Origin of the sequence: Kitasatospora sp. GP30 (assembly GCF_029892145.1) — a bacterium.
Classification (GTDB): Bacteria; Actinomycetota; Actinomycetes; order Streptomycetales; family Streptomycetaceae; genus Kitasatospora; species Kitasatospora acidiphila.
Window position 1 is genome coordinate 1 of sequence record NZ_JARZAH010000039.1, and the last position, 21,307, is coordinate 21,307.

Consider the following 21,307-nt stretch of genomic DNA (forward strand, 5'->3'; position numbering starts at 1 on the left):
CGCCCGCGACGACGATCTTCGCCGAGGTGGTGGCCCGGGTGGCGGGGCTAGAGCTTGCGAAGTCCACTGAGGACCCTTTCGAGCAGCGTGACGTCCGGCGTTCCGCCCGACTCGCCGGCGGCGGCGGGCTGGTGGATGGCGACCAGGCCGGCTTCGGCCAGGTCGGCGACGAGGATCCGGGCCACCCCCAGCGGAACCCCGGCCAGCGCGGAGATCTCCGCGACCGACTTGACCTCCTGGCACAGCTGGACGATCCGCTGGTGCTCGGGCAGCAGGCCGCCGGTACGGGCGGTGCTGGTGGTGGAGACCAGCGCCTCCAGAGCGAGCTGGTAGCGCGGGCGGGTCCGGCCGCCGGTCATGGCGTACGGCCGGACCAGCGGCTGCTGCTCGTAACCGCCGTTGCCCTGGTCACCGTAACCGGAGCCGTACCCGTTGCCGTATGAACCGGCCGGTGTCGGGGGCGGGGTCATCTGGATCCTCCTTGCGCTGCGGCTGATGCTGAGTCAGCTGTGGGGTGTGGCGTCGGACCCGGGGTGCGCAGTCGGGTCCGACGGACGGTGAAGTGACTCCCGGTCAGTGCAGGAGGCTGCCCTGGAGTTCCGCGCGCAGGGCGGGAGTGAGGACGGCACCGGCTCGGTCGACGAGCAGGGCCATCTCGTAACCGACAAGGCCGATGTCGGAGTCGGGGGCGGCCAGTACGGCGAGTGAGGACCCGTCGCTGACAGCCATCAGGAAGAGGAAGCCGCGCTCCATCTCGACCACGGTCTGGTTGACCTCGCCGCCCTCGAAGATCCGGCTGGCGCCGGACGTCAGGGAGGTGAGGCCGGAGGCGACCGCGGCCAACTGGTCGGCGCGGTCCCGGGGGAATCCCTCGGACATGCAGAGCAGGAGCCCGTCAGCAGAGACCACCACCGTGTGCGACACCCCGGGGGTGTTCGCCACGAAATTGGTGATCAGCCAGTTCAGGTTGCTGGCTGCCTGACTCATCTGACTCAACTCAACGCTCCTGGTTGTGGTTGCCGAAGCCGTTGCCGCCCGGCTGCCCGAAGTCGTTGCCCTCCGGTGCGGGAGAACGGTAGCCGCCATTTGCTGAAACGTCACCGGCGGGTCCGCCGAAGCCGTCGGACCGGCCGTCCGCCGCCGGGAACTGCCCGGTCGGCTGACCCGATTCGGAGCCGGCCCGGCGACCCTGCTGGATGCCGCGGCGCAGGTTGGTCAGCCGCCCGCGCACCTCCTCCGGCGCCCGGGACACCTGCGGTCCGGTGAGCGGGGAGGTCTCGGCGGTGCCGGCCACCAGGTTGGCCTGCGGGGTCCGGCGGGGCAGCCCGGAGAGCGTGACGCCGTCCGAGCTGGGCGTGCGCAGCTGCTCGGCCCGCCGCCAGCGCTCGTCGTTGGCGGACGAACGCCAGGGCGCCTCGCCCGCCTCGTGCTGCGGCTGCCGCTCCTGGGCCGGACGGCCGCCGTAGGGCTGCTGCTCCGGCCCACCGGTGCCCGGCTGGGGGTGGCCCGGCGCGCTGGTGCCCGGCCGCTGCGGCTGGTACCCGCGCTGGCGGCCCTGCTGCGACTGGTCGGCGTCGGGCCGGTTCACCTGCACCGAGGCCATCCGGTTGGCGCCGCCGTTGCGGAAGACCGGGTCCTCGCCGAGCGGCTGGCCGTGCTCGGGGGAGCGCGGCGGGAGCGCCGGCTGGGCCTGCTGCGGGGCGAACTGCTGGTGCCCGGGGGCCGGTTGCTGCGGCTGCAGGGCGCGGGCCTCGGGGCCGCGGTGCGGCTGCGGGGCGTCGACGCTCGGCAGCACCGGCTCGACCAGGCCCAGGCCCAGCGGGTCACGCGGGTCGATCTGGCTGGCCTCGAACCGCGGCCGGTCGAGCGGCGCGGGCTCGGGGGCGCCGAGCACCGGCTGCGGCACGGTCGGAGGACCGGGCACCTCGGCGACCGGCTGCGGCTGCTGGGGCAACTGCGGCTGCTGCTGGGGCAACCGGGGCTGCTGCGGCTGCGGCTGCTGCGGCAACTGGGGGTGCTGCGGCTGCGGCTGCTGCGGCAACTGGGGGTGCTGGGGCTGCGGCTGGCCTTGCGGGCGGCCGGAGCCGGGGCCGGCCGGGCGCTGCGGCAGACCGCCGGGGCGACCCTGCGGGCCGACGTCGGTGCGCGGCCGCCGGTCCTGCGGCAGGCCGTCCGCCCGGCCGTGCTGCGGCTGCTCGGTGGCGCCGCCCCGGGGCGTCCCCAGACCGGTACCGCGCTGCGGCAGGCCGGAGCCGCCCGGCTGCTGGGAGAACGCGCCCTCGCGCAGCGACTGGCCGACCTCCCGGGTCGGCAGCCCTGCGGTCGGCAGCCCGCCGGTCGGGGCCGACGGCCCGCCGGGCTGACCCGGCCGGCCGGGCTGCGCACCCGGAGCCTGCGCACCCGGGGCCTGGGTGGCCGCCGGGCCCTGGGCGAGCTGCGGCCGACCGCCGGCCGCGGCCGGCCCGCCGCCCTGGCCGAGCGCCGGTGCGGGGCGCGAGGGCAGGCCGGCACCCTCGGCGCCGGCCTGCAGGGTGCGCTGCTGGCGCGGCGTCGGGCCGGCCCCGCGCTGGCCCTTGGGGGCGTTGTTCGGGCGGTCGCCGCGCCGCTCACCGGAGTTGGTGACGTCGATCGGCAGCATGACCAGCGCCGTGGTGCCACCGGAGTCGCTGGGGCGCAGCTGGATCCGGATGCCGTGGCGCAGCGACAGGCGGCCGACCACGAACAGGCCCATCCGGCGGGAGACCGAGACGTCCACCGTGGGCGGGTTGGCCAGCCGCTCGTTGATCTCGGCCAGGTCGTCCGGGCTCAGGCCGATGCCGGTGTCGTGGATCTCGACCAGCACCCGGCCGTCCGGCAGGGCGTGGCCGGTGACCCGCACCCGGGTCTGCGGGCTGGAGAACGAGGTGGCGTTCTCCAGCAGCTCGGCGAGCAGGTGGACGAGGTCGTTGACGACGCGGCCGGCCACCTCGGCGGACGGCACGGCGGCCAACTCGATGCGCTCGTACTGCTCCACCTCGGAGGCGGCGGCGCGCAGCACGTCGACCAGCGGGACCGGCCGGGTCCAGCGGCGGCCCGGGTCCTCGCCCGCGAGGACCAGCAGGTTCTCGCCGTTGCGGCGCATGCGGGTGGCCAGGTGGTCCAGCTTGAAGAGGCTGGCCAGCTGGTCCGGGTCGGCCTCGCGGCTCTCCAGTTCGGAGATCAGCGAGAGCTGACGCTGGATCAGGCCCTGGCTGCGGCGCGAGAGGTTGGTGAACATCGAGTTGATGTTGCCGCGCAGCAGCGCCTGCTCGGCGGCCAGTCGGACCGCCTCGCTGTGCACCATGTCGAAGGCGTGCGCGACGTGGCCGATCTCGTCGGCCGAGTCGATGCCGACCGGGTCGACGGTGACGTCGACGTCCTGCGGGTCGGTCTCGGAGAGCGTCTTGACCAGTTCCGGCAGTCGGCGCTCGGCGACGTCCTCGGCCGCGTTCTGCAGCTTGGTGAGCGAGCGCACCATCGAGCGGGCCATCAGCGCCGCGCCGCCCACGGCGAACAGCAGCACCAGCACGATCAGCGCACTGTTGATGACCACGTCCTGGTCGGCCTGCTGCTGCAGCGACTGGGCCTTGCCCTTGAGCTCCTCGAGCAGCTGGTTCTCGATCGCGCGCTCAGCGACGATCTTGGTGGTGGCCTGGTCGTACCAGTCCTTGTAGGAGCGCGGGTCGGCCTGCTTGATGCCGTTGGTCTGCAGCACCTGGTCGCGGTAGCGGTCGGCCGCGGTGATCTCGGTGTTGAGGGTGAGCCGCTGGCGCAGCTTCGCCGCGGCGCCGGCACCGTAGATCGAGTTGAAGTTGGCGGCGGCGTTCCGGTCGGCGGTCTGCAGACGGACGCCGAAGCTCTGGTCCGAGTTGGACATGTCGGGGCTGGGCTGGCGGGCCAGCGCGGCGGCGATCAGCGCGCGCTGCTCGGAGGTGGCCTCCTTCTCCAGCGAGAACTGCTCGAGGGCCCGGGTGGCCGTGACCAGGTCGGGGGAGTTGGAGCCGAGGGCGATGTCCTGGCTGATCGAGAGCAGGTCCTTGATGACCGTGTCGTACGACGCGACCGTGGCCTCGATGTTGTTGACCTGGGTGTAGGCGTTGGTGCGGAAGTCCGACAGCAGGCCCATGTCGGTGCGGACCTGCAGCAGCAGGGAGTTGCCGCCCGACAGGTCGTGGTTGTCGAAGGAGTCGGCGCGGTCGTAGTAGGCCTTGGTCAGGTCGTCGGTGGTCTTCCGCGCCGCGTTGACGTCGTCGTCCTGCGCGTTCGGGTTGATCGTGAGCGGGCCGGCGCTGATGTCGCGCTCGGTCTCCAGCGCGTCGGCCAGCTGGGTGGCCTTGACCGCCAGGTCGCTCAGGTTGGCCATCTGGGCCAGCTGCTGGGAGCTCTGCGTCGAGCTGCTGATGCGCAGGCCGCCGAGGACCAGCGCGACCACCACCGGGAGCAGCAGCAGGGCGATCAGGCGGCTGCGGATCCGCCAGTTGCGCATCCGCAGTCGGCCGGCGCCGGTGGCGCGGCGGCGGTTGAGCGAACTGCGCAGCCGGGGCTGGGAGGGCCGGCCGGTTTCGTCCGGATCGCGGTCGGTCTCCGGCTCCGGCTGTTCGGGCGCACCGCCGTTCGGCCGGTCGCCCGTGGCGGTGTCCGCCTCCGACAGGTGGGGGGCAGCGAGGGGATCCGGCGACTCGGCCTGGCCCGCGGCGCCGCTACCCCTTTTGAAACGTCCCTGCACTGGCGTCGCAACCTCTGGACCGGGCGCCCTGGGCGAGGCCGGGGCGGTGTCGAGTTCTCGATGTCGTCGGCGAACCCGGCCGATCCGGGTATGCGCCGCGGCCGCCGTGGGTAGACCTGAGGCGGTTCGTGGCATTCCAGCACAGCGGGGGAACTCCAACAAGGGGCGGGGTGAGGCGCCGCACCGTGCTACCGACCGCGCGCGGGGCCTCACAGACGGTGTGACCAGGCCCGTTAATACGGCCCTTTTCGGACAGTCGGCCGTTCGACGAGCTCGAACGGGTCGGCCCGCCGGGCATCCGCTATTTCCGTTCTGCCGGGATTGTCGGAATTTACTTCTTGGGTGAAATATCCAATATGCGGGCCTCGCCGGTGCAATTGTGAGCAAACTCACAGGCGAATGTGTAGCTTTGGTCACGGCCGCTATGGAAAGAGGTCCCTACCCTGGCTGTTGAGTCCCGGCGGACGCCTGCGCCGGCTGTCCGTCCCCGATCCGAAGGTGTGAAGCGATGTCCCAGACGCCGGCCAAGTCGGCCAACCCGTCGACTCTCGGCTCCCGTTCGACGGCGAACCCCCGCCGGACGATCCTGGCCTCGCTGGAGGACTTCAGCCAGCTGCCGGGCGCCCGGGTCGTCGGCGAGCCCGTCGAGTACTCGACCGAGCTGCCGAAGAGCACGGCCAACCCGCGCCGCACCAAGCTCATGACCATTCCGGAGCAGCAGCAGGCCTGACCCGGCCCGCTCGTCATCGCCACGGATCCGAGGGCGCCGTCACCGCTGGTGGCGGCGCCCTCGGCCGTTCTGCGGGGGATAGCCTGGAGCGGAATCGACCCCAATACCGGAAAGGTCGCCCAGCGTGCGTATCGCGAGGTTCTCAGTCCGTGAAGGAGCGGCCGCGGGCAGCGTCTCCTTCGGCATCGTCGAGGGCGACTCCACCCAACCCGAGTCGCTGCGGGTGCACGCGATCGCGGGGCACCCGTTCGGTGACGCCCAACCGACCGGCGAGGTCTACCAGCTGGACCAGGTGCGGCTGCTCAGTCCGATGCTGCCCAGCAAGATCGTGGCGGTCGGCCGCAACTACGCGGCGCACGCGGCCGAGCTCGGCAACCAGGTCCCGGAGGTCCCGCTGACCTTCTTCAAGCCGAACACCGCGGTGATCGGCCCGACCGAGTCGATCGCCTACCCGCCGTTCTCCTCCGACGTCCAGCACGAGGCCGAACTGGCCGTGGTGATCGGCCGGATGTGCCGCGAGGTGCCGGTGGAGCGGGTGCCCGAGGTGGTCTTCGGCTACACCTGCGCCAACGACGTCACCGCGCGCGACATCCAGCAGCGCGAGGGCCAGTGGGCCCGGGCCAAGGGCTTCGACACCTCCTGCCCGCTCGGGCCGTGGATCGAGACCCAACTCGACCCCGCCGACCTGGCCGTCACCTGCACGGTCAACGGGGAGCTGCGGCAGACCGGGCGCACCTCGCTCATGCTGCACGGCATCCCCGAGCTGATCGCGCACATCTCCGAGGCCATGACGCTGCTCCCGGGCGACGTCATCCTCACCGGCACCCCCGCGGGTGTCGGATCGCTCAACGTCGGCGACGAAGTCGCCGTCTCCATCGAAGGCATCGGCACTCTCACCAACAGGGTGATCAAGCGTGGCTAACGCATCCACTAGCGGCTCCGTCGCGGCTGACCCGACCGTCCGGGTCCGTTTCTGTCCCTCCCCGACCGGCAACCCGCATGTCGGCCTGGTCCGCACGGCGCTGTTCAACTGGGCGTTCGCCCGGCACAACGGCGGCACGCTGGTGTTCCGGATCGAGGACACCGACGCGGCTCGCGACTCCGAGGAGTCGTACCAGCAGCTGCTGGACGCGATGCGCTGGCTCGGCTTCGACTGGGACGAGGGCCCCGAGGTCGGCGGCCCGCACGAGCCCTACCGGCAGTCCCAGCGGATGGACGTCTACGCCGACGTCGCCCGCCGCCTGCACGAGGCCGGCCACGCCTACGAGTGCTTCTGCACCACCGAGGAGCTGGAGTCCCGCCGGGAGGCGGCCCGCGCCGCCGGCCTGCCGTCCGGCTACGACGGCCTGTGCCGCACCCTCACCGACGAGCAGAAGGCGATCTACCGGGCCGAGGGCCGCCAGCCGATCCTGCGGTTCCGGATGCCCGACCAGCCGCTCACCTTCGAGGACCTGGTCCGCGGCACCGTCACCTTCGACGCCAAGGACGTGCCGGACTACGGCATCGTCCGGGCCAACGGCGCACCGCTCTACACCCTGGTCAACCCGGTGGACGACGCGCTGATGGGCATCACCCACGTGCTGCGCGGCGAGGACCTGCTCTCCTCGACGCCGCGTCAGATCGCGCTCTACGCCGCGCTCGCCGACATCGGCGTGGGCAGCGGCACCACCCCGCGCTTCGGCCACCTGCCGTATGTGATGGGCGAGGGCAACAAGAAGCTCTCCAAGCGCGACCCGCAGGCCAGCCTCAACCTCTACCGGGAGCGCGGCTTCCTGCCCGAGGGCCTGCTCAACTACCTTGCGCTGCTGGGCTGGTCGCTGGCCGAGGACCGGGACCGGTTCTCCATGGAGGAGCTGGTGGCGGCCTTCGACATCAGCAAGGTGAACGCCAACCCGGCCCGCTTCGACCTGAAGAAGGCCGAGTCGATCAACGCCGACCACCTGCGGCTGCTGCAGCCGGAGGACTTCGCGCAGCGGCTGGTCCCGTACCTGCAGGCCGCCGACCTGCTGCCGGCCGAGCCGACCGCCGCGCAGCTGGAGCTGCTGCGCAAGGCCGCGCCGCTCACCCAGGAGCGCATGGTGGTGCTCTCCGAGGTGGTCGACATGCTCGGCTTCCTCTTCGTCGACCCGGCCGCCTTCGCGGTCGACGAGGCCGACGCCGCCAAGGCGCTCACCGCGGACGCCCGGCCGGTGCTGGAGGCCAGCATCAAGGCCCTGGAGGCGCTGGCGGACTTCACCCCGGAGCCGATCCAGGCCGTGCTGCGCGAGGCGCTGGTGGACGGCCTGGGCATCAAGCCCAAGTTCGCCTTCACGCCGCTGCGGGTGGCCGTCACCGGCCGCCGGATCTCGCCGCCGCTGTTCGAGTCGATGGAGCTGCTCGGCCGCGCCGAGACGCTGCGCCGCCTCGGCAAGGCCTTGGACGCCCTGCCGGCGGCCTGAGCCGCCCGCGGACCTGGTCCCGGCACCCCGCCGTGACCAGGTCCGCGGCCGCCGCCCGGCCTGCCTGCGGTTATCGATTTTGGAGCCGGGCCACGCGTCGGGTAATGTTCTTTCTGCGCCGCCCGGGAGGGCAACGGAGAGGGACCAGAGACCTCGCCCGGAACACTCCTCCGGACCACGGTGCGAACATCTGAGCAAGACCCCGAAGGGGGTTGAGTTCTGATGGGGTATGGTGTAATTGGCAGCACGAGTGATTCTGGTTCATTTAGTCTAGGTTCGAGTCCTGGTACCCCAGCGCAGTACCCGCAGTGATGCGGAAACAGCAAGCCCCCGTTGTGTAGCGGCCTAGCACGCTGCCCTCTCACGGCAGTAGCGCCGGTTCGAATCCGGTCGGGGGTACGCAATGCGAGTTGTGTGTCTGACACAGTAAATTGCATAGCAGGAGCCCCCGTTGTGTAGCGGCCTAGCACGCTGCCCTCTCACGGCAGTAGCGCCGGTTCGAATCCGGTCGGGGGTACGCAGTGCGGGATCCGTCCCGCATCGCAGGGAAGCCCCCGTTGTGTAGCGGCCTAGCACGCTGCCCTCTCACGGCAGTAGCGCCGGTTCGAATCCGGTCGGGGGTACGAGCAGATCGGCCGGTGGTGCCCTATGCCTTGGTGTGGGCCATCGGCCGATTGCTGTGGGATATGGTGTAATTGGCAGCACGACTGATTCTGGTTCAGTTAGTCTAGGTTCGAGTCCTGGTATCCCAGCCAGTGAATGGAAAGCCCCCGATGCGGGGGCTTTTTTGTTTTCCGGGATTCCGCGGGAACCGGGATGCGGCGGGAACCGGAAGGCCGCGGGAAAGCGAGGGGCCGCACACCGTGATCCGGTGTGCGGCCCCGTCGCCGTTCGTCGCGGGTCAGCCGCGCCGCAGCGCCTCGCTGAGGCGGTTGGCGGCCTCCACGATGGCCTGGGCGTGCAGCCGGCCCGGGTGGCGGCTCAGCCGCTCGATCGGCCCGGAGACCGAGACGGCCGCCACCACCCGGTTGGAGGGCCCGCGAACCGGCGCGGAGACGGAGGCCACGCCGGGCTCCCGCTCGCCGATCGACTGCGCCCAGCCGCGCCGCCGCACACCGCTCAGCGCGGTGGCGGTGAACCGGGCGCCCTGCAGGCCGCGGTGCAGCCGCTCGGGCTCCTCCCAGGCCAGCAGCACCTGGGCGGCCGACCCGGCCTTCATCGGCAGCGTGGAGCCCACCGGGACGGTGTCGCGCAGGCCGGAGAGCCGCTCGGCGGCCGCGACGCAGATCCGCATCTCGCCCTGGCGGCGGTAGAGCTGCGCGCTCTCGCCGGTGACGTCGCGCAGGTGGGTCAGCACCGGGCCCGCGGTGGCGAGCAGCCGGTCCTCGCCCGCGGCGGCGGAGAGCTCGGCGAGTCGGGGGCCGAGGATGAACCGGCCCTGCATGTCCCTGGTGACCAGGCGGTGGTGTTCGAGTGCGACGGCGAGTCGGTGGGCCGTGGGCCGCGCCAGACCGGTGGCGGCGACCAGCCCCGCCAACGTGGCGGGGCCCGACTCCAGTGCGCTGAGCACCAGAGCGGCCTTGTCGAGAACGCCGACGCCGCTAGTGTTGTCCATGCAACGATACTGCAGTCTCAGTAGGCGAGACGCAAGTTCAAAGTCTCGCGAAACGCGTCACTCTGGGAAGCAGTCCGGGACAAACCCCCGGAGAACGGGCACCCCCACGACCACGATCAGGCCGGCAGAGCGGCCGGCTGGAGGGAACGCGATGGGACGGACACTGGCAGAGAAGGTCTGGGACGACCATGTCGTCCGGCGCGCCGAGGGCGAGCCCGACCTGCTCTACATCGACCTCCACCTGCTGCACGAGGTGACCAGCCCGCAGGCCTTCGACGGCCTCCGCCTGGCCGGCCGCCCGGTCCGCCGCACCGACCTCACGATCGCCACCGAGGACCACAACACCCCGACCCTGGACATCGACAAGCCGATCGCCGACCCGGTCTCCAAGGTGCAGTTGGAGACCCTGCGCCGCAACGCCGCCGAGTTCGGCGTCCGGATCCACTCGCTGGGCGACGTCGAGCAGGGCGTTGTCCACGTGGTGGGACCGCAGCTGGGACTGACCCAGCCCGGCACCACCGTGGTCTGTGGCGATTCCCACACCTCCACCCACGGCGCCTTCGGTGCCCTGGCCTTCGGCATCGGCACCAGCCAGGTCGAGCACGTGCTGGCCACCCAGACGCTGCCGCTGGCCCCGTTCAGGACCATGGCGATCACGGTCGAGGGCGAGCTGCCCGAGGGCGTCACCGCCAAGGACCTGATCCTGGCGATCATCGCCAGGATCGGCACCGGCGGCGGCCAGGGCTACGTCCTGGAGTACCGCGGTTCGGCCATCCGGAGCCTGTCGATGGAGGCCCGGATGACCGTCTGCAACATGTCCATCGAGGCGGGCGCCCGGGCCGGCATGATCGCCCCGGACCAGACCACCTTCGACTACCTCCAGGGCCGCCCGCACGCCCCGCAGGGCGCCGACTGGGACGCGGCCGTCGCGTACTGGCAGACCCTGGCCACCGACGAGGACGCGGTCTTCGACGCCGAGGTCGTCATCGACGCCAGCGAGCTGACGCCGTTCGTCACCTGGGGCACCAACCCGGGCCAGGGCGCTCCGCTGGGCTCCGCCGTGCCGGACCCGGCCGGCTTCGCCGACCCGCAGGAGCGGACCGCCGCCGAGAACGCCCTGGCCTACATGGGCCTGGCGGCCGGCACCCCGCTGCGCGAGGTCGCGGTCGACGCGGTCTTCGTCGGCTCCTGCACCAACGGGCGGATCGAGGACCTGCGCGCCGCCGCGGCGGTCATCGAGGGCCGCCAGGTCGCCGACGGCGTACGGATGCTGGTGGTCCCGGGCTCGGTGCGGGTCGCGCTGCAGGCCGTCGAGGAGGGGCTGGACAAGGTGTTCACCGCGGCCGGCGCCGAATGGCGGCACGCGGGTTGCTCGATGTGCCTGGGCATGAATCCCGACCAGCTCGCCCCCGGCGAGCGCTGCGCCTCCACCTCGAACCGCAACTTCGAGGGCCGGCAGGGCAAGGGCGGCCGCACCCACCTGGTCTCCCCGCAGGTCGCCGCCGCCACCGCGGTACTGGGCCGACTGGCCGCGCCCGCCGATCTCACCGCCAACGTCCCCGCGGAGGTCTGAGCCATGGAGAAGTTCACCGTCCACACCGGTCGGGCCGTTCCGCTGCGCCGCAGCAACGTGGACACCGACCAGATCATCCCCGCCCATTGGCTCAAGAAGGTCACCCGCACGGGTTTTGAGGACGGCCTGTTCGAAGCCTGGCGCAGGGACGAGTCGTTCATCCTGAACCGGCCCGAGCGGCGGGGGGCCACGGTGCTGGTGGCCGGGCCTGAGTTCGGCACCGGATCGTCGCGTGAACACGCGGTCTGGGCGCTGCAGAACTACGGCTTCCAGGCGGTGATCTCGTCCCGCTTCGCCGATATCTTCCGCGGCAACTCGCTGAAGAACGGGCTGCTGACCGTGGTGCTGCCGCAGGCGACGGTGGAGCGGCTCTGGGAGCTGACCGAGGCCGACCCGAATGCCGAGATCACCGTCGACTTGGAGGCGCGCGAGGTGCGCGCCGAGGGCGTGACGGCGCCGTTCGAGCTGGACGAGAACGTGCGTTGGCGGCTGCTCAACGGCCTGGACGACATCAGCATCACGCTGCAGAACGCTGATGACATCGCGGCGTTCGAGGCGTCCCGGCCGGGCTTCAAGCCCCGCACCCAGCCGGTTGCCTGACCTCACGCAATCCGATGGCCCGTTCCCTTCCCGGGGAGCGGGCCATCGCTCGTAGCGGGGGGGAGTTCACTCCTCACACCGGGTCAGAGTGCGGCCCGGATAGTGCGTCGATTTGCCGGAACACCGGGGCCCGCGCGTCACAACTCCGAGTTGATGGCACAATCAGAGCATGCACCGGCACCATGAACCTCCGTACGCGGGCGGCGATCCCGCGTCATCGGAGTTCGTGGCCCGGGATCCCGAGAGTCGAATTGACGATCGGCTGGACATCGAGACCTCCGTCGACGCCGTCGACGAGGTGCCGGATGACCCGGAAGTCGCAGCGCTCTACGCGCTAGTGGCAGAGCGGTTGAAGCAGGCTCACGCCCGCGTGCACGCGCTCCACGTGTCCGCTGAAGCAAAGACCGCTCTCGCCCGGCAACTGCTGATCGTCACCGAGACCGCCAAGCGCGATCTCCCGGAGGCGGCACGGCGGTTGAGTCGCTTTGTGCATGACCTGGACGAGGGGCACCCGCCCCGCGGCTGAGGTCACAGACGCGCAAATCCATTGCGACACTAGGGTGATTCGCGCGTTTGGTAATTGAAAGTCCGCAAATACATGCCTAACGTGCGAATTGAACGGATGGAATCATCCGGCGCCCGTTTCTGAAGGGGAAGACGTGAACAAGGCTCAGCTTGTCGAAGCGGTGGCCGAGCAGCTGGGTGGTCGCAAGGCTGCCGCAGAGGCCGTCGACGCAGTGCTCGACACCATGGTGCGTGCCGTTGTGGCCGGTGACCGGGTCTCGGTCACCGGGTTCGGCACCTTCGAGAAGGTGGAGCGCTCCGCGCGCTTCGCCCGCAACCCGCAGACCGGTGAGCGCGTCAAGGTCAAGAAGACCGCGGTGCCGCGCTTCCGCCCCGGCCAGGGCTTCAAGGACCTGGTCAGCGGCAGCAAGAAGCTCCCGAAGGAAGGCCCCTCGGTCAAGAAGGCCCCCAAGGGCTCGCTGACCCCGGGCAAGGCCGGCGTCGCCGCCACCGCCGCCGCCAAGCGTGCCGCCACCAAGCGCGCCGCGGCTGCCGCCGAGGCCGCTCCGGCGAAGAAGGCCGCTGCCAAGAAGGCGACCGCGGTCAAGAAGACCACCGCGGCGAAGAAGGCCACCACCGCCAAGACCACTGCGGCGAAGAAGACCACCGCCACGGCTGCCAAGAAGGCGACCACGGCCAAGACCGCGGCCAAGAAGACCACCACCGTCAAGGCGACCGCGGCCAAGACCACGGCCAAGAAGACCGCCCCGGCGAAGAAGACCACCACGCGCAAGACCACCGCGCGCAAGACCGCCGCGAAGTAACGCGCGGTCGGGTGCCGTTGAGGCACCCGGTGGCAGGTCACGCAGGACCCAGCAAACCGCCGCGGCGGCCCGCTCCCGATCAAGGGACGGGCCGCCGCGGCGGTTTCTTGGTGTTTCCGAAGGCGTTTCTGACGGAGCGACAGCTGATGGATCGTCAGCCCTGCTGCGGGTCAGGGAAGGTCTGCAGCGTGACGAACACCACGCGGCGCTGCTCCCCGCTGCCCTCGGTGCGGATCCGCACCCGCTGACCGGGGCGCAGCAGCCGCAGGCCGCCCGCCTCGAACGCGGCGGCGTCGAACGGCACCGGGGTGCCGTCGTCGAGCAGCACGGAGCCCTCGTGGGTGGCGGGGTCGAAGGTGAACGCGGTGGCCTGCATGCCGCCCAGCATAGGGCCGCCTAGGGCCTCTCTTATGGGGCAGGTCGGATCAGCGCGCAGCGAGGTACGTGCTCCGGCGTCGCGCGCCCGGCATGATCCGTAAGAGCGGCCCTAGACCAGTGCGGCGGCGGCCGCCCGGGTGTGCGGGCCGACCCCGAGGGCGAGCGCCTCGGCCAGGTCGGCGGCGGTGTCCACGTCCCGGCGCACCGACGGCACACCCGGCAGGATCAGCTCGTGGGCGCCGCCGGCCGCATGGCGCAGCCGGGAGGCGCCGCCGAAGGCCGGGTCCAGGCGCCGGCCCTCGGTGCAGGCCAGCAGGGTGGTGCCCTCACCCGGGGCGTCCGCCAGGAACGCGCGCTCCCCGGGCGGGACCGCGCCCAGCACCCGGGTCAGCTCTTCCGCCCGCAGCGCCGGCAGGTCGGCCGAGAGCGCGGCCAGGGGCGCGTCGGGGCGCAGCCGTCGCGCCTGGTCCGCGCCGTGCGACAGCGCCTCGTTGAGCCCGTCGCCCGGTTCGTCGGCCAGTACCAGCGCGCCGAGCGCGGCCAGCGCCGCCCCCGCCTCGCGGTCCTTGGAGACCACCAGCACCTGGGCGACGGCCGGACAGGCGAGCGCGGCCGTCACCGTGTCCAGGGCGAAGGCCAGCGCCAGCCGCGGCCGGTGCGCCCCGGCGAACGGCGCGAGCCGGCTCTTCGCCCGGGCCAGCGTCTTGACCGGCAGGACCAGGCTCCACCGCGCGGCGGGGCGTACGGTGGGCTGCGGCACGGGCAGTTCGGGCTGCGGAGGAGTCATCGGCGGCATCGTCGCCATTCTGCTGTCGGCCCGTCGGCGGTCGCCAGTGCACCCCCGTGCGAGGATGACCGGCGGAAGTGACCAACGAGCCCGATGAAACCGCGGCACCTCACGTTGCCGCACCACACGAGGAGGACCTGGGGTGGCCCGCCGCTCGTACGCCCGATTCGGCAACGCGGACTACGGAGTCTGGTACCGCTTCGCCGCGGTGCTGGTGAAGCCGGTGCTGACCGCGTTGGTGAAGCCCGACTGGCGGGGGTGGGAGAACTTCCCCGAGCGAGGCGGATTCATCACCGTGGTGAACCACAACTCGGCCTTCGACCCGGTGGTCTACGCCCACTTCCAGTACAACAGCGGCCGCCCGCCGCGCATTCTGGCGAAGTCCTCGCTGTTCACCGTGCCGTTCATCGGCTTCATGCTCCGCAAGACCGGCCAGATCCCGGTCTACCGCGACAGCACCGACGCCGCCCAGGCGTTCCGGGCGGCCATCGACGCGATCGACCGCGGCCAGGTGGTCCAGTTCTACCCGGAAGGAACGATCACTCGGGATCCGCAGCTGTGGCCGATGACCGGCAAGAGCGGTGCGGCCCGGGTGGCGCTGATGAGCGGGGCGCCGGTGATCCCGGTCGCGCACTGGGGTGCCCATGAGGTCGTGCCGCCCTACGGTCGCGGACTCGGCGGCGGCAAGGCCAAGGTGAGCCTGTTCCCGCGCAAGAAGGTGATCGTCAAGGCCGGTCCGCCGGTCGACCTGAGCCGGTTCCAGGGGCAGGAGTTGACCACCCAGGTGCTGCGCGAGGCGACCGAGGAGATCATGGCCGCGATCACCGCGGTGCTGGAGGACATCCGCGGCGAGCAGGCACCCGCCGAGCGCTACGACTTCCGCAAGGCGGCCAGGAAGAGCGCGGCGGCCAAGAAGGCTGCCACCGCCGACAAGAACGCCGAGAATAACGCCGCCGAGAAGTACGCCGCCGCCGAGAAGGGCGCGGACCAGAAGAACGTGAACGAGGAGAACGAGTAGATGACCCGCTGCGCCGTCTTCGGCACCGGCTCCTGGGGCACCCCGTTCGCCATGATCCTGGCCGACGCGGGTTGCGAGGTGAGCCTGTGGGGCCGCCGCAAGGAGCTGGTGGACACCATCAACGCCACCCGCACCAACCCCGAGTACCTGCCCGGGATCGAGCTGCCGGAGGGCATCACCGCGACCACCGACCCGGCCGTCGCGCTGGCGGGCGCCGACTTCGCGGTGCTCGCCGTGCCGTCCCAGACGCTGCGCCAGAACCTGGCCGCCTGGGCGCCGCTGCTCGGCGAGCGGACCGTGCTGGTCTCGCTGATGAAGGGCATCGAACTCGGCACCGTCAAGCGGATGACCGAGGTGATCCGCGAGGTCGCCGGGGTCGGCGAGGACCGGGTCGCGGTGGTCTCCGGACCCAACCTGGCGCGCGAGATCGCGGGGCGCCAGCCGGCCGCCAGCGTGGTCGCCTGCGCCGACGAGCAGGTCGCCCAGCGGCTCCAACAGGCTTGCCACACACCGTACTTCCGCCCGTACACCAACACCGACGTGATCGGCTGCGAGCTCGGCGGGGCGGTCAAGAACGTGATCGGCCTGGCGGTCGGGATGGCCGACGGGATGGGTCTGGGCGACAACACCAAGGCCACCCTGATGACGCGCGGGCTCGCCGAGATCACCCGGCTCGGGGTGGCGCTCGGCGCCGACCCGCTGACCTTCTCCGGCCTCGCCGGGATGGGCGACCTGGTGGCCACCTGCTCCTCGCCGCTCTCCCGCAACCACACCTTCGGCGTCAACCTGGGCCGCGGCATGACCCTGGAGCAGACCATCGCCGCCACCAAGCAGACCGCCGAGGGCGTCAAGTCCTGCGAGTCGGTGCTCGACCTGGCCCGGCGCAACGGCGTCGAGATGCCGATCGTGGCGGCCGTGGTCGACGTGGTGCACAACGGCCGGCCGCCGCACGCGGTGATGAAGGACCTGATGGCGCGCTCGGCGAAGCCCGAACGGCGCTGACCCGAACGGCGCTGACCCGAACCGCGCTGACCCGGATCGAAACAACCGCACGGTAGTCTCGGCTTCGATATGAGCATCGAATCGCACTCCCCGAGCCAGGCGGCCAAGCCGCGCGTCGCGATCGTCTTCGGCGGCCGCTCCTCCGAGCACGGCGTGTCCGTGGTGACCGCCGCCAGCGTGCTGCGCGCGATCGACCGCGACCGCTACGAGGTGCTGCCGGTCGGCATCACCCAGGAGGGCCGCTGGGCGCTGACCAGCGACGAGCCCGACCGGATGGCCATCGAGGGCGGCGAGATGCCCGACGTCGAGCGGGTCGCCGAGTCCGCCGAGGGCCAGCTGGCGCTGCCCGCCAGCCCGGCCTCCCGCGAGGTGGTCTGGACCGAGCCCGGCGCCGCGCCCAAGATGCTCGGCGAGGTCGACGTGGTGCTGCCGCTGCTGCACGGCCCGTGGGGCGAGGACGGCACCCTGCAGGGCCTGCTGGAGCTCTCCGGCGTGCCGTACGTCGGCTCCGGGGTGCTGGCCAGCGCGGTCGGCATGGACAAGGAGTACACCAAGCGGGTGCTGGAGTCCTTCGGCATCGGCGTCGGCCCGTACACCATGATCCGGCCGCGTGACTGGGAGAGCGAGGAGGGCCGCGCCGCCGCCCGGGAGCGGGTCGCCGCGCTCGGCCTGCCGGTGTTCGTCAAGCCCTGCCGGGCCGGCTCCAGCATCGGCATCACCAAGGTCAAGGACCTGGCCGAGCTGGACGGCGCGATCGCCGAGGCCCGCCGGCACGACCCCAAGGTGATCGTCGAGGCGATGCTGGCGGGCCGTGAGATCGAGTGCGGCGTGCTGGAGTTCGAAGACGGGCCGCGGGCCAGCCTGCCGGCCGAGGTGCTGGTCGGCGAGGGCTACGAGTTCTACGACTTCGAAGCCAAGTACATCGATTCCTCCGAGGTGCGGATCCCGGCCGACCTGACCGAGGAGGAGACCGCCGAGATCCGCCGCCAGGCGGTGGCCGCCTTCGAGGCGCTCAGCTGCGAGGGCCTGGCCCGGGTCGACTTCTTCCTGCTGGAGGACGGCCGCTGGGTGGTCAACGAGGTCAACACCCTGCCCGGCTTCACCCCGATCTCCGCCTACCCGAAGATGTGGGAGGCCACCGGCGTGCCCTACGGCGAGCTGATCGACCGGCTGCTGCAGGCCGCGCTGCGCCGCTCCACCGGCCTGCGCTGACCCCTGCCGCCCACGGGCAGCACTCGGCGCCGCACCCGGACAGCGGGTGCGGCGGCCGGGAGCCGACCGGGCGGGTCAGATGTGGACCACCGGGCAGGTGAGCGTCCGGGTGATGCCGTCGACCTTCTGGATCTTCGCCACCACCATGCGGCCCAGCTCGTCCACGCTGTCCGCCTCGGCGCGGACGATCACGTCATAGGGACCGGTCACGTCCTCGGCCATGATGACGCCCTCGATCTTGGCGATGGTCTCGGCCACTGCACTGGCCTTGCCCACTTCGGTCTGGATCAGAATGTATGCCTGTACCACGGAGGACCTCCCTGCGGCTGGGGTGGTGTGCACGACTACCGGGGTGACGCATCGAGCGAACGCGCCCCGCGCAGGGCGGGTGGCCGCGCGGGGGCGCTACGGAAGAAGACTGGATCACCACGCTACCGCGCCCCGGCCCCGGTAGGGGAGACCCGCCGTGTCGCGGTGGGCGTACGCTTCGCGCGGGGAGCGCGCCGCGTTCCCGTGACCGCACCGGAAACGCGCGAGAGGACGGCAGATGCAGGGGACCGTGGGCGAGCTCGGCGAGTTCGGCCTGATCAGTCAGCTCACCGCCCGGCTGACGCCGACCCCGGCGGTGGAGCTCGGCCCCGGCGACGACGCCGCCGTGGTGAAGGCGCCCGACGGCCGGGTGGTCGCCACCACCGATGTGCTGATCGAGGGCCGGCACTTCCGCCGGGACTGGTCCACCGCCTACGACGTGGGCCGCAAGTCCGCCGCCCAGAACCTGGCCGACGTCGCCGCGATGGGCGCGGTGCCGACCGCGCTGCTGCTCGGCCTGGTGGTGCCGGCCGACCTGCCCACCACCTGGGCCACCGAGTTGATGGACGGGCTGCGCGACGAGTGCCAGGTGGCCGGCGCCGCGGTGGTCGGCGGCGACGTGGTGCGCGGCGACACCATCACCCTGGCCATCACCGCCCTGGGCGACCTGCAGGGCCGGGCGCCGGTGACCCGCTCCGGCGCCCAGGTGGGCGACGTGGTCGCGGTGACCGGCTGGCTGGGCTGGTCGGCCGCCGGGCTCAGCGTGCTGGCCCGCGGCTTCCGCTCGCCGCGCGCCTTCGTGGAGGCGCACCGCCGTCCCGAGCCGCCGTACCACGCCGGGCCGGCGGCCAGCGAGCTGGGCGCCACCGCGATGGTGGACGTGAGCGACGGCCTGGTGGCCGACCTGGGCCATGTCGCGGCCGCCAGCGGGGTGGACATCGACCTGCGGGCCGCCGACTTCGACGTCCCCGCGCAGATGGCCGACATCGGGCAGGCGGTCGGGGTGGACCCGCTGGTCTGGGTGCTCTCCGGCGGCGAGGACCACGCGATCGCGGCCACCTTCCCGGCCGGCGCGCAGCTGCCGGCCCGCTGGCGGGTGGTCGGCAAGGTCGCCGACAAGGCCCGCCCGGGCAGCCGGGGCCGGGTCACCGTCGACGGCGCGCCCTGGGACCGCACGGCCGGTTGGGACCACTTCGCCGACTGAGCTGGCTAACCTGGCCACCATGCGTATCGGTGTCCTTACCAGCGGTGGTGACTGTCCCGGGCTGAACGCGGTGATCCGATCGGTGGTGCACCGGGGTCTCGATGTGCACGGTGACGAGATCCTGGGCATCGAGGACGGGTTCCGTGGCCTGATCGAGGGCCGGGCCCGGGTGGTCGGGCACGACGACGTCACCGGTCTGCTCACTCTGGGCGGCACCATCCTCGGTTCCGCCCGGGTGCACCGGGAGAAGATCGACTGGGCGGTGGCGCACGCCCACCAGCTGGCCGCCGACCTGGGCATCGACGCGCTGATCGCCATCGGCGGCGAGGGCACCCTGGCCGCCGCCCGGAAGTTCAGCGACGCCGGGCTGCCCGTGGTCGGGGTGCCCAAGACCATCGACAACGACATCGACGCCACCGACGCCACCTTCGGCTTCGACACGGCGGTGCACGTCGCCACCGAGGCGATCGACCGGCTGAAGACCACCGCCGAATCCCACCAGCGGGTGCTGGTGGTCGAGCTGATGGGCCGGCACACCGGCTGGATCGCGTTGACCGCCGGCATCGCCGGCGGCGCGCACGGCATCCTGATCCCGGAGAAGCCGTTCGACATCGAGGCGGTGGCCCGGATGATCGAGGAGCGGTTCGCCCGCGGCAAGAAGTTCGCCATCGTCGCGGTGGCCGAGGGCGCCGTCCCGGTGCCCGGCACCATGCTCTTCGACCACGGCGGGGTCGACCAGTTCGGGCACCGCACCTTCGGCGGCATCGGCACCCGGCTGGCCGACGAGCTGGAGGACCTGCTCGGCAAGGAGGCCCGCCCGGTGATCCTCGGTCACACCCAGCGCGGCGGCACCCCCACGGCCCGGGACCGGGTACTGGCCACCCGGTTCGGCTGGCACGCGGTGGAGGCCGTCCACCAGGGCCTGTTCGGCCACTTCACCGCGCTGCGCAACACCGAGATCAAGCTGGTGCCGGTGGAGGAGGCGATCACCCGGCTGAAGACCGTCCCGCCCGAGCTGTGGGCGGAGTGCGAGTCGGTGCTCTGAGCCGGGTCCCAAGGCGTCGGGCCGAGCCGGGCCGGTCCGGGCGGGTCGCGGGGGCGCGACTAGATTAGGGGCATGGCCGTTTCCGCACCCCCACGGGTCCTCACCATCGCCGGCTCCGACTCGGGCGGCGGCGCCGGCATCCAGGCCGACCTCAAGACCATGCTGGCCCTCGGCGTGCACGGGATGAGCGTGCTCACCGCCGTCACCGCGCAGAACTCGCTCGGCGTCCAGGGCTACTGGGAGCTGCCCGCCGAGGCGGTGCGGGCGCAGTACCGCAGTGTGGTGGACGACATCGGGGTGCAGGCCGTCAAGACCGGGATGCTGGCCTCGGTGGCACTGGTGGAGACGGTCGCCGAGCTGCTCGCCGACTGCCCCGCCCCGGTCGTGGTGGACCCGGTCGGCGTCTCCAAGCACGGCGATCCGCTGCTGGCCGCCGAGGCGGTGGCCACCGTCCGGGACCGGCTGCTGCCGCACGCCACCCTGGCCACCCCCAACCTGCACGAGGTGGCGCAGCTCACCGGCATCACGGTGCTGGAGGAGGGTGAGATGCGCCCGGCCGCCGACGCCCTGCTGGCGCACGGCCCGCGCTGGGTGCTGGTCAAGGGCGGGCACCTGCCGGGGGAGGCCGCCGACCTGCTGGCCGGCCGGGACGGCGAGGAGTACTGGTTCCGGTCGCCGCGGTACGACAACCGGCACACCCATGGCACCGGCTGCACGCTGGCCAGCGCGATCGCCGCCGAGCTCGCCAAGGGCAGCCCGATGCCGGAGGCGGTGGCGGCGGCCAAGGAGTACGTCACCGGCGCGATCCGCGGCGGCTTCGCGCTCGGCGCCGGGATCGGCCCGGTCGACCACGGGTGGCGGATCCGTCACTAGCCGGGATCCGGCACCGGCCAGGATGCGTCACCAGCCGGCCGGCCGGGCTCCGGCACGCGGGTCGGCAGGCCGGGGAAAAGCAGCAGGCCGGCCCATCCGCGAGGATGGACCGGCCTGCTGAAAGAGGACCGGCGTACCGGTCTGCGCGTCAGCGCGAGACCTTACCGGCCTTGATGCACGAGGTGCACACGTTGAGCCGCTTCGGCGTACGCCCGATCACAGCGCGCACCGTCTGGATGTTGGGGTTCCAACGACGGCGGGTACGGCGGTGCGAGTGGGAGATGTTGTTGCCGAAGCCCGGCCCCTTGCCGCAGACGTCGCAGTTGGCAGCCACAGGAGTCACTCCAAGACTTCAGAATCAATTACGTTCGAAAACCCCGGCTGATCCACCCGGACCACTCTGCGTGGACCTGATCGGGTCAAGGGGGCAGCCCGGCTTGTTCCAGGCAAC

General features: G+C 71.9%; 21 protein-coding genes and 5 tRNA genes. 18 read left to right on the forward strand and 8 right to left on the reverse strand.

The genetic code is table 11. The annotated features are described in order from the left end of the window. Nucleotides 1-47 precede the first annotated feature (47 nt). The 3 genes from P3T35_RS33270 to P3T35_RS33280 all read right to left on the reverse strand — a co-directional run bounded on the left by P3T35_RS33270 (nt 48) and on the right by P3T35_RS33280 (nt 4,744). Entirely contained in the window at nt 48-470 is a 423-nt protein-coding gene (locus P3T35_RS33270; RefSeq protein WP_101382324.1) for a DUF742 domain-containing protein, read from the reverse strand. Between the two features lie 103 nt (nt 471-573). Further along, nucleotides 574-987: a roadblock/LC7 domain-containing protein gene (locus tag P3T35_RS33275; RefSeq protein ID WP_101382325.1), complete on the reverse strand. Its 414-nt coding sequence runs from the start codon at nt 985-987 to the stop codon at nt 574-576. A gap of 10 nt (nt 988-997) precedes the next feature. After that, a complete protein-coding gene (locus P3T35_RS33280) occupies nt 998-4,744 on the reverse strand; it encodes a nitrate- and nitrite sensing domain-containing protein (RefSeq protein WP_101382326.1) in 3,747 nt (1,248 codons plus the stop codon). 508 nt (nt 4,745-5,252) lie between these two features. On the opposite strand from P3T35_RS33280, the gene P3T35_RS33285 reads away from it, so the two are divergent. The 8 genes from P3T35_RS33285 to P3T35_RS33320 all read left to right on the forward strand — a co-directional run bounded on the left by P3T35_RS33285 (nt 5,253) and on the right by P3T35_RS33320 (nt 8,667). Further along, nucleotides 5,253-5,474 carry a hypothetical protein gene (locus tag P3T35_RS33285; RefSeq protein WP_101382327.1) on the forward strand — a complete coding sequence of 74 codons (222 nt, stop codon included), beginning with the start codon at nt 5,253-5,255 and terminating at the stop codon, nt 5,472-5,474. A gap of 124 nt (nt 5,475-5,598) precedes the next feature. Continuing rightward, nucleotides 5,599-6,396, forward strand: a complete 798-nt coding sequence (locus tag P3T35_RS33290; protein ID WP_101382328.1) for a fumarylacetoacetate hydrolase family protein — start codon at nt 5,599-5,601, stop codon at nt 6,394-6,396. After that, complete coding sequence (gene gltX, locus P3T35_RS33295) at nt 6,389-7,912, forward strand: glutamate--tRNA ligase (RefSeq protein ID WP_101382329.1); 1,524 nt, start codon at nt 6,389-6,391, stop codon at nt 7,910-7,912. The genes P3T35_RS33290 and gltX overlap by 8 nt, the downstream gene beginning before the upstream one ends. 223 nt (nt 7,913-8,135) lie before the next feature. Continuing rightward, nucleotides 8,136-8,207, forward strand: a tRNA-Gln gene (locus tag P3T35_RS33300). A 31-nt stretch (nt 8,208-8,238) separates the two neighbouring features. Then, nucleotides 8,239-8,311: transfer RNA gene (locus P3T35_RS33305), tRNA-Glu, on the forward strand. Between the two features lie 45 nt (nt 8,312-8,356). Beyond that, nucleotides 8,357-8,429, forward strand: a tRNA-Glu gene (locus P3T35_RS33310). Nucleotides 8,430-8,462: 33 nt separating this feature from the next. Next, nucleotides 8,463-8,535: transfer RNA gene (locus tag P3T35_RS33315), tRNA-Glu, on the forward strand. A gap of 57 nt (nt 8,536-8,592) precedes the next feature. Continuing rightward, a tRNA-Gln gene (locus tag P3T35_RS33320) sits at nt 8,593-8,667 on the forward strand. A gap of 146 nt (nt 8,668-8,813) precedes the next feature. On the opposite strand, the gene P3T35_RS33325 is transcribed toward P3T35_RS33320, so the two are convergent. Next, nucleotides 8,814-9,527 carry an IclR family transcriptional regulator gene (locus P3T35_RS33325; RefSeq protein ID WP_101382330.1) on the reverse strand — a complete coding sequence of 238 codons (714 nt, stop codon included), beginning with the start codon at nt 9,525-9,527 and terminating at the stop codon, nt 8,814-8,816. Nucleotides 9,528-9,678: 151 nt separating this feature from the next. Between P3T35_RS33325 and leuC the strand changes: the two genes are divergently transcribed. The 4 genes from leuC to P3T35_RS33345 all read left to right on the forward strand — a co-directional run bounded on the left by leuC (nt 9,679) and on the right by P3T35_RS33345 (nt 13,028). Continuing rightward, entirely contained in the window at nt 9,679-11,100 is a 1,422-nt protein-coding gene (gene leuC / locus P3T35_RS33330) for a 3-isopropylmalate dehydratase large subunit (RefSeq protein WP_101382331.1), read from the forward strand. Nucleotides 11,101-11,103: 3 nt separating this feature from the next. Next, nucleotides 11,104-11,700 (forward strand): 3-isopropylmalate dehydratase small subunit, encoded by a 597-nt coding sequence (gene leuD / locus P3T35_RS33335; RefSeq protein WP_101382332.1) that lies wholly within the window; start codon nt 11,104-11,106, stop codon nt 11,698-11,700. 298 nt (nt 11,701-11,998) lie between these two features. After that, on the forward strand, nt 11,999-12,226 hold the full coding sequence (locus P3T35_RS33340; RefSeq protein WP_101385284.1) for a hypothetical protein: 228 nt from the start codon (nt 11,999-12,001) through the stop codon (nt 12,224-12,226). Nucleotides 12,227-12,359: 133 nt separating this feature from the next. Beyond that, the gene (locus P3T35_RS33345; protein WP_101382333.1) at nt 12,360-13,028 is read left to right on the forward strand and encodes an HU family DNA-binding protein; all 669 of its coding nucleotides are present in this window, start codon (nt 12,360-12,362) and stop codon (nt 13,026-13,028) included. 154 nt (nt 13,029-13,182) lie between these two features. Here the strand turns inward: P3T35_RS33345 and P3T35_RS33350 are convergent, their stop codons facing one another. Both P3T35_RS33350 and cofC read right to left on the reverse strand, forming a co-directional pair. Next, the gene (locus tag P3T35_RS33350; RefSeq protein WP_101385285.1) at nt 13,183-13,404 is read right to left on the reverse strand and encodes a hypothetical protein; all 222 of its coding nucleotides are present in this window, start codon (nt 13,402-13,404) and stop codon (nt 13,183-13,185) included. A 111-nt stretch (nt 13,405-13,515) separates the two neighbouring features. Beyond that, entirely contained in the window at nt 13,516-14,193 is a 678-nt protein-coding gene (gene cofC, locus P3T35_RS33355) for a 2-phospho-L-lactate guanylyltransferase (protein ID WP_101382334.1), read from the reverse strand. 142 nt (nt 14,194-14,335) lie between these two features. On the opposite strand from cofC, the gene P3T35_RS33360 reads away from it, so the two are divergent. From P3T35_RS33360 to P3T35_RS33370, 3 genes are all read left to right on the forward strand, one after another. Beyond that, nucleotides 14,336-15,211 (forward strand): lysophospholipid acyltransferase family protein, encoded by an 876-nt coding sequence (locus P3T35_RS33360; protein WP_101382335.1) that lies wholly within the window; start codon nt 14,336-14,338, stop codon nt 15,209-15,211. Then, a complete protein-coding gene (locus P3T35_RS33365; protein ID WP_101382336.1) occupies nt 15,212-16,213 on the forward strand; it encodes an NAD(P)H-dependent glycerol-3-phosphate dehydrogenase in 1,002 nt (333 codons plus the stop codon). It abuts the gene before it with no gap. Between the two features lie 69 nt (nt 16,214-16,282). Further along, complete coding sequence (locus tag P3T35_RS33370) at nt 16,283-17,425, forward strand: D-alanine--D-alanine ligase family protein (RefSeq protein ID WP_101382337.1); 1,143 nt, start codon at nt 16,283-16,285, stop codon at nt 17,423-17,425. A gap of 75 nt (nt 17,426-17,500) precedes the next feature. Here the strand turns inward: P3T35_RS33370 and P3T35_RS33375 are convergent, their stop codons facing one another. Continuing rightward, nucleotides 17,501-17,734 (reverse strand): Lrp/AsnC ligand binding domain-containing protein, encoded by a 234-nt coding sequence (locus P3T35_RS33375; RefSeq protein WP_101382338.1) that lies wholly within the window; start codon nt 17,732-17,734, stop codon nt 17,501-17,503. Nucleotides 17,735-17,972: 238 nt separating this feature from the next. Between P3T35_RS33375 and P3T35_RS33380 the strand changes: the two genes are divergently transcribed. The 3 genes from P3T35_RS33380 to thiD all read left to right on the forward strand — a co-directional run bounded on the left by P3T35_RS33380 (nt 17,973) and on the right by thiD (nt 20,856). Then, nucleotides 17,973-18,938: a thiamine-phosphate kinase gene (locus P3T35_RS33380; protein WP_101382339.1), complete on the forward strand. Its 966-nt coding sequence runs from the start codon at nt 17,973-17,975 to the stop codon at nt 18,936-18,938. 19 nt (nt 18,939-18,957) lie between these two features. Further along, nucleotides 18,958-19,983, forward strand: coding sequence for a 6-phosphofructokinase (locus tag P3T35_RS33385; protein WP_101382340.1), 1,026 nt, complete (start codon nt 18,958-18,960; stop codon nt 19,981-19,983). A 72-nt stretch (nt 19,984-20,055) separates the two neighbouring features. After that, nucleotides 20,056-20,856, forward strand: a complete 801-nt coding sequence (gene thiD, locus P3T35_RS33390; protein ID WP_101382341.1) for a bifunctional hydroxymethylpyrimidine kinase/phosphomethylpyrimidine kinase — start codon at nt 20,056-20,058, stop codon at nt 20,854-20,856. 148 nt (nt 20,857-21,004) lie between these two features. On the opposite strand, the gene rpmB is transcribed toward thiD, so the two are convergent. Beyond that, nucleotides 21,005-21,190 (reverse strand): 50S ribosomal protein L28, encoded by a 186-nt coding sequence (rpmB, locus tag P3T35_RS33395; protein WP_035846000.1) that lies wholly within the window; start codon nt 21,188-21,190, stop codon nt 21,005-21,007. Between the last annotated feature and the right edge of the window lie 117 nt (nt 21,191-21,307).

What these genes read in the sequence shown, in the direction of transcription:
- P3T35_RS33370 (WP_101382337.1), top strand. Translation starts at nt 16,283, where the DNA reads ATGAGCATCGAATCGCACTCCCCGAGCCAGGCGGCCAAGCCGCGCGTC.
- leuD (WP_101382332.1), top strand. Translation starts at nt 11,104, where the DNA reads ATGGAGAAGTTCACCGTCCACACCGGTCGGGCCGTTCCGCTGCGCCGC.
- P3T35_RS33380 (WP_101382339.1), top strand. Translation starts at nt 17,973, where the DNA reads ATGCAGGGGACCGTGGGCGAGCTCGGCGAGTTCGGCCTGATCAGTCAG.
- P3T35_RS33275 (WP_101382325.1), bottom strand. Translation starts at nt 987, where the DNA reads ATGAGTCAGGCAGCCAGCAACCTGAACTGGCTGATCACCAATTTCGTG.
- P3T35_RS33285 (WP_101382327.1), top strand. Translation starts at nt 5,253, where the DNA reads ATGTCCCAGACGCCGGCCAAGTCGGCCAACCCGTCGACTCTCGGCTCC.
- thiD (WP_101382341.1), top strand. Translation starts at nt 20,056, where the DNA reads ATGGCCGTTTCCGCACCCCCACGGGTCCTCACCATCGCCGGCTCCGAC.
- P3T35_RS33270 (WP_101382324.1), bottom strand. Translation starts at nt 470, where the DNA reads ATGACCCCGCCCCCGACACCGGCCGGTTCATACGGCAACGGGTACGGC.
- P3T35_RS33325 (WP_101382330.1), bottom strand. Translation starts at nt 9,527, where the DNA reads ATGGACAACACTAGCGGCGTCGGCGTTCTCGACAAGGCCGCTCTGGTG.
- leuC (WP_101382331.1), top strand. Translation starts at nt 9,679, where the DNA reads ATGGGACGGACACTGGCAGAGAAGGTCTGGGACGACCATGTCGTCCGG.
- P3T35_RS33385 (WP_101382340.1), top strand. Translation starts at nt 18,958, where the DNA reads ATGCGTATCGGTGTCCTTACCAGCGGTGGTGACTGTCCCGGGCTGAAC.
- cofC (WP_101382334.1), bottom strand. Translation starts at nt 14,193, where the DNA reads ATGACTCCTCCGCAGCCCGAACTGCCCGTGCCGCAGCCCACCGTACGC.
- P3T35_RS33350 (WP_101385285.1), bottom strand. Translation starts at nt 13,404, where the DNA reads ATGCAGGCCACCGCGTTCACCTTCGACCCCGCCACCCACGAGGGCTCC.
- P3T35_RS33365 (WP_101382336.1), top strand. Translation starts at nt 15,212, where the DNA reads ATGACCCGCTGCGCCGTCTTCGGCACCGGCTCCTGGGGCACCCCGTTC.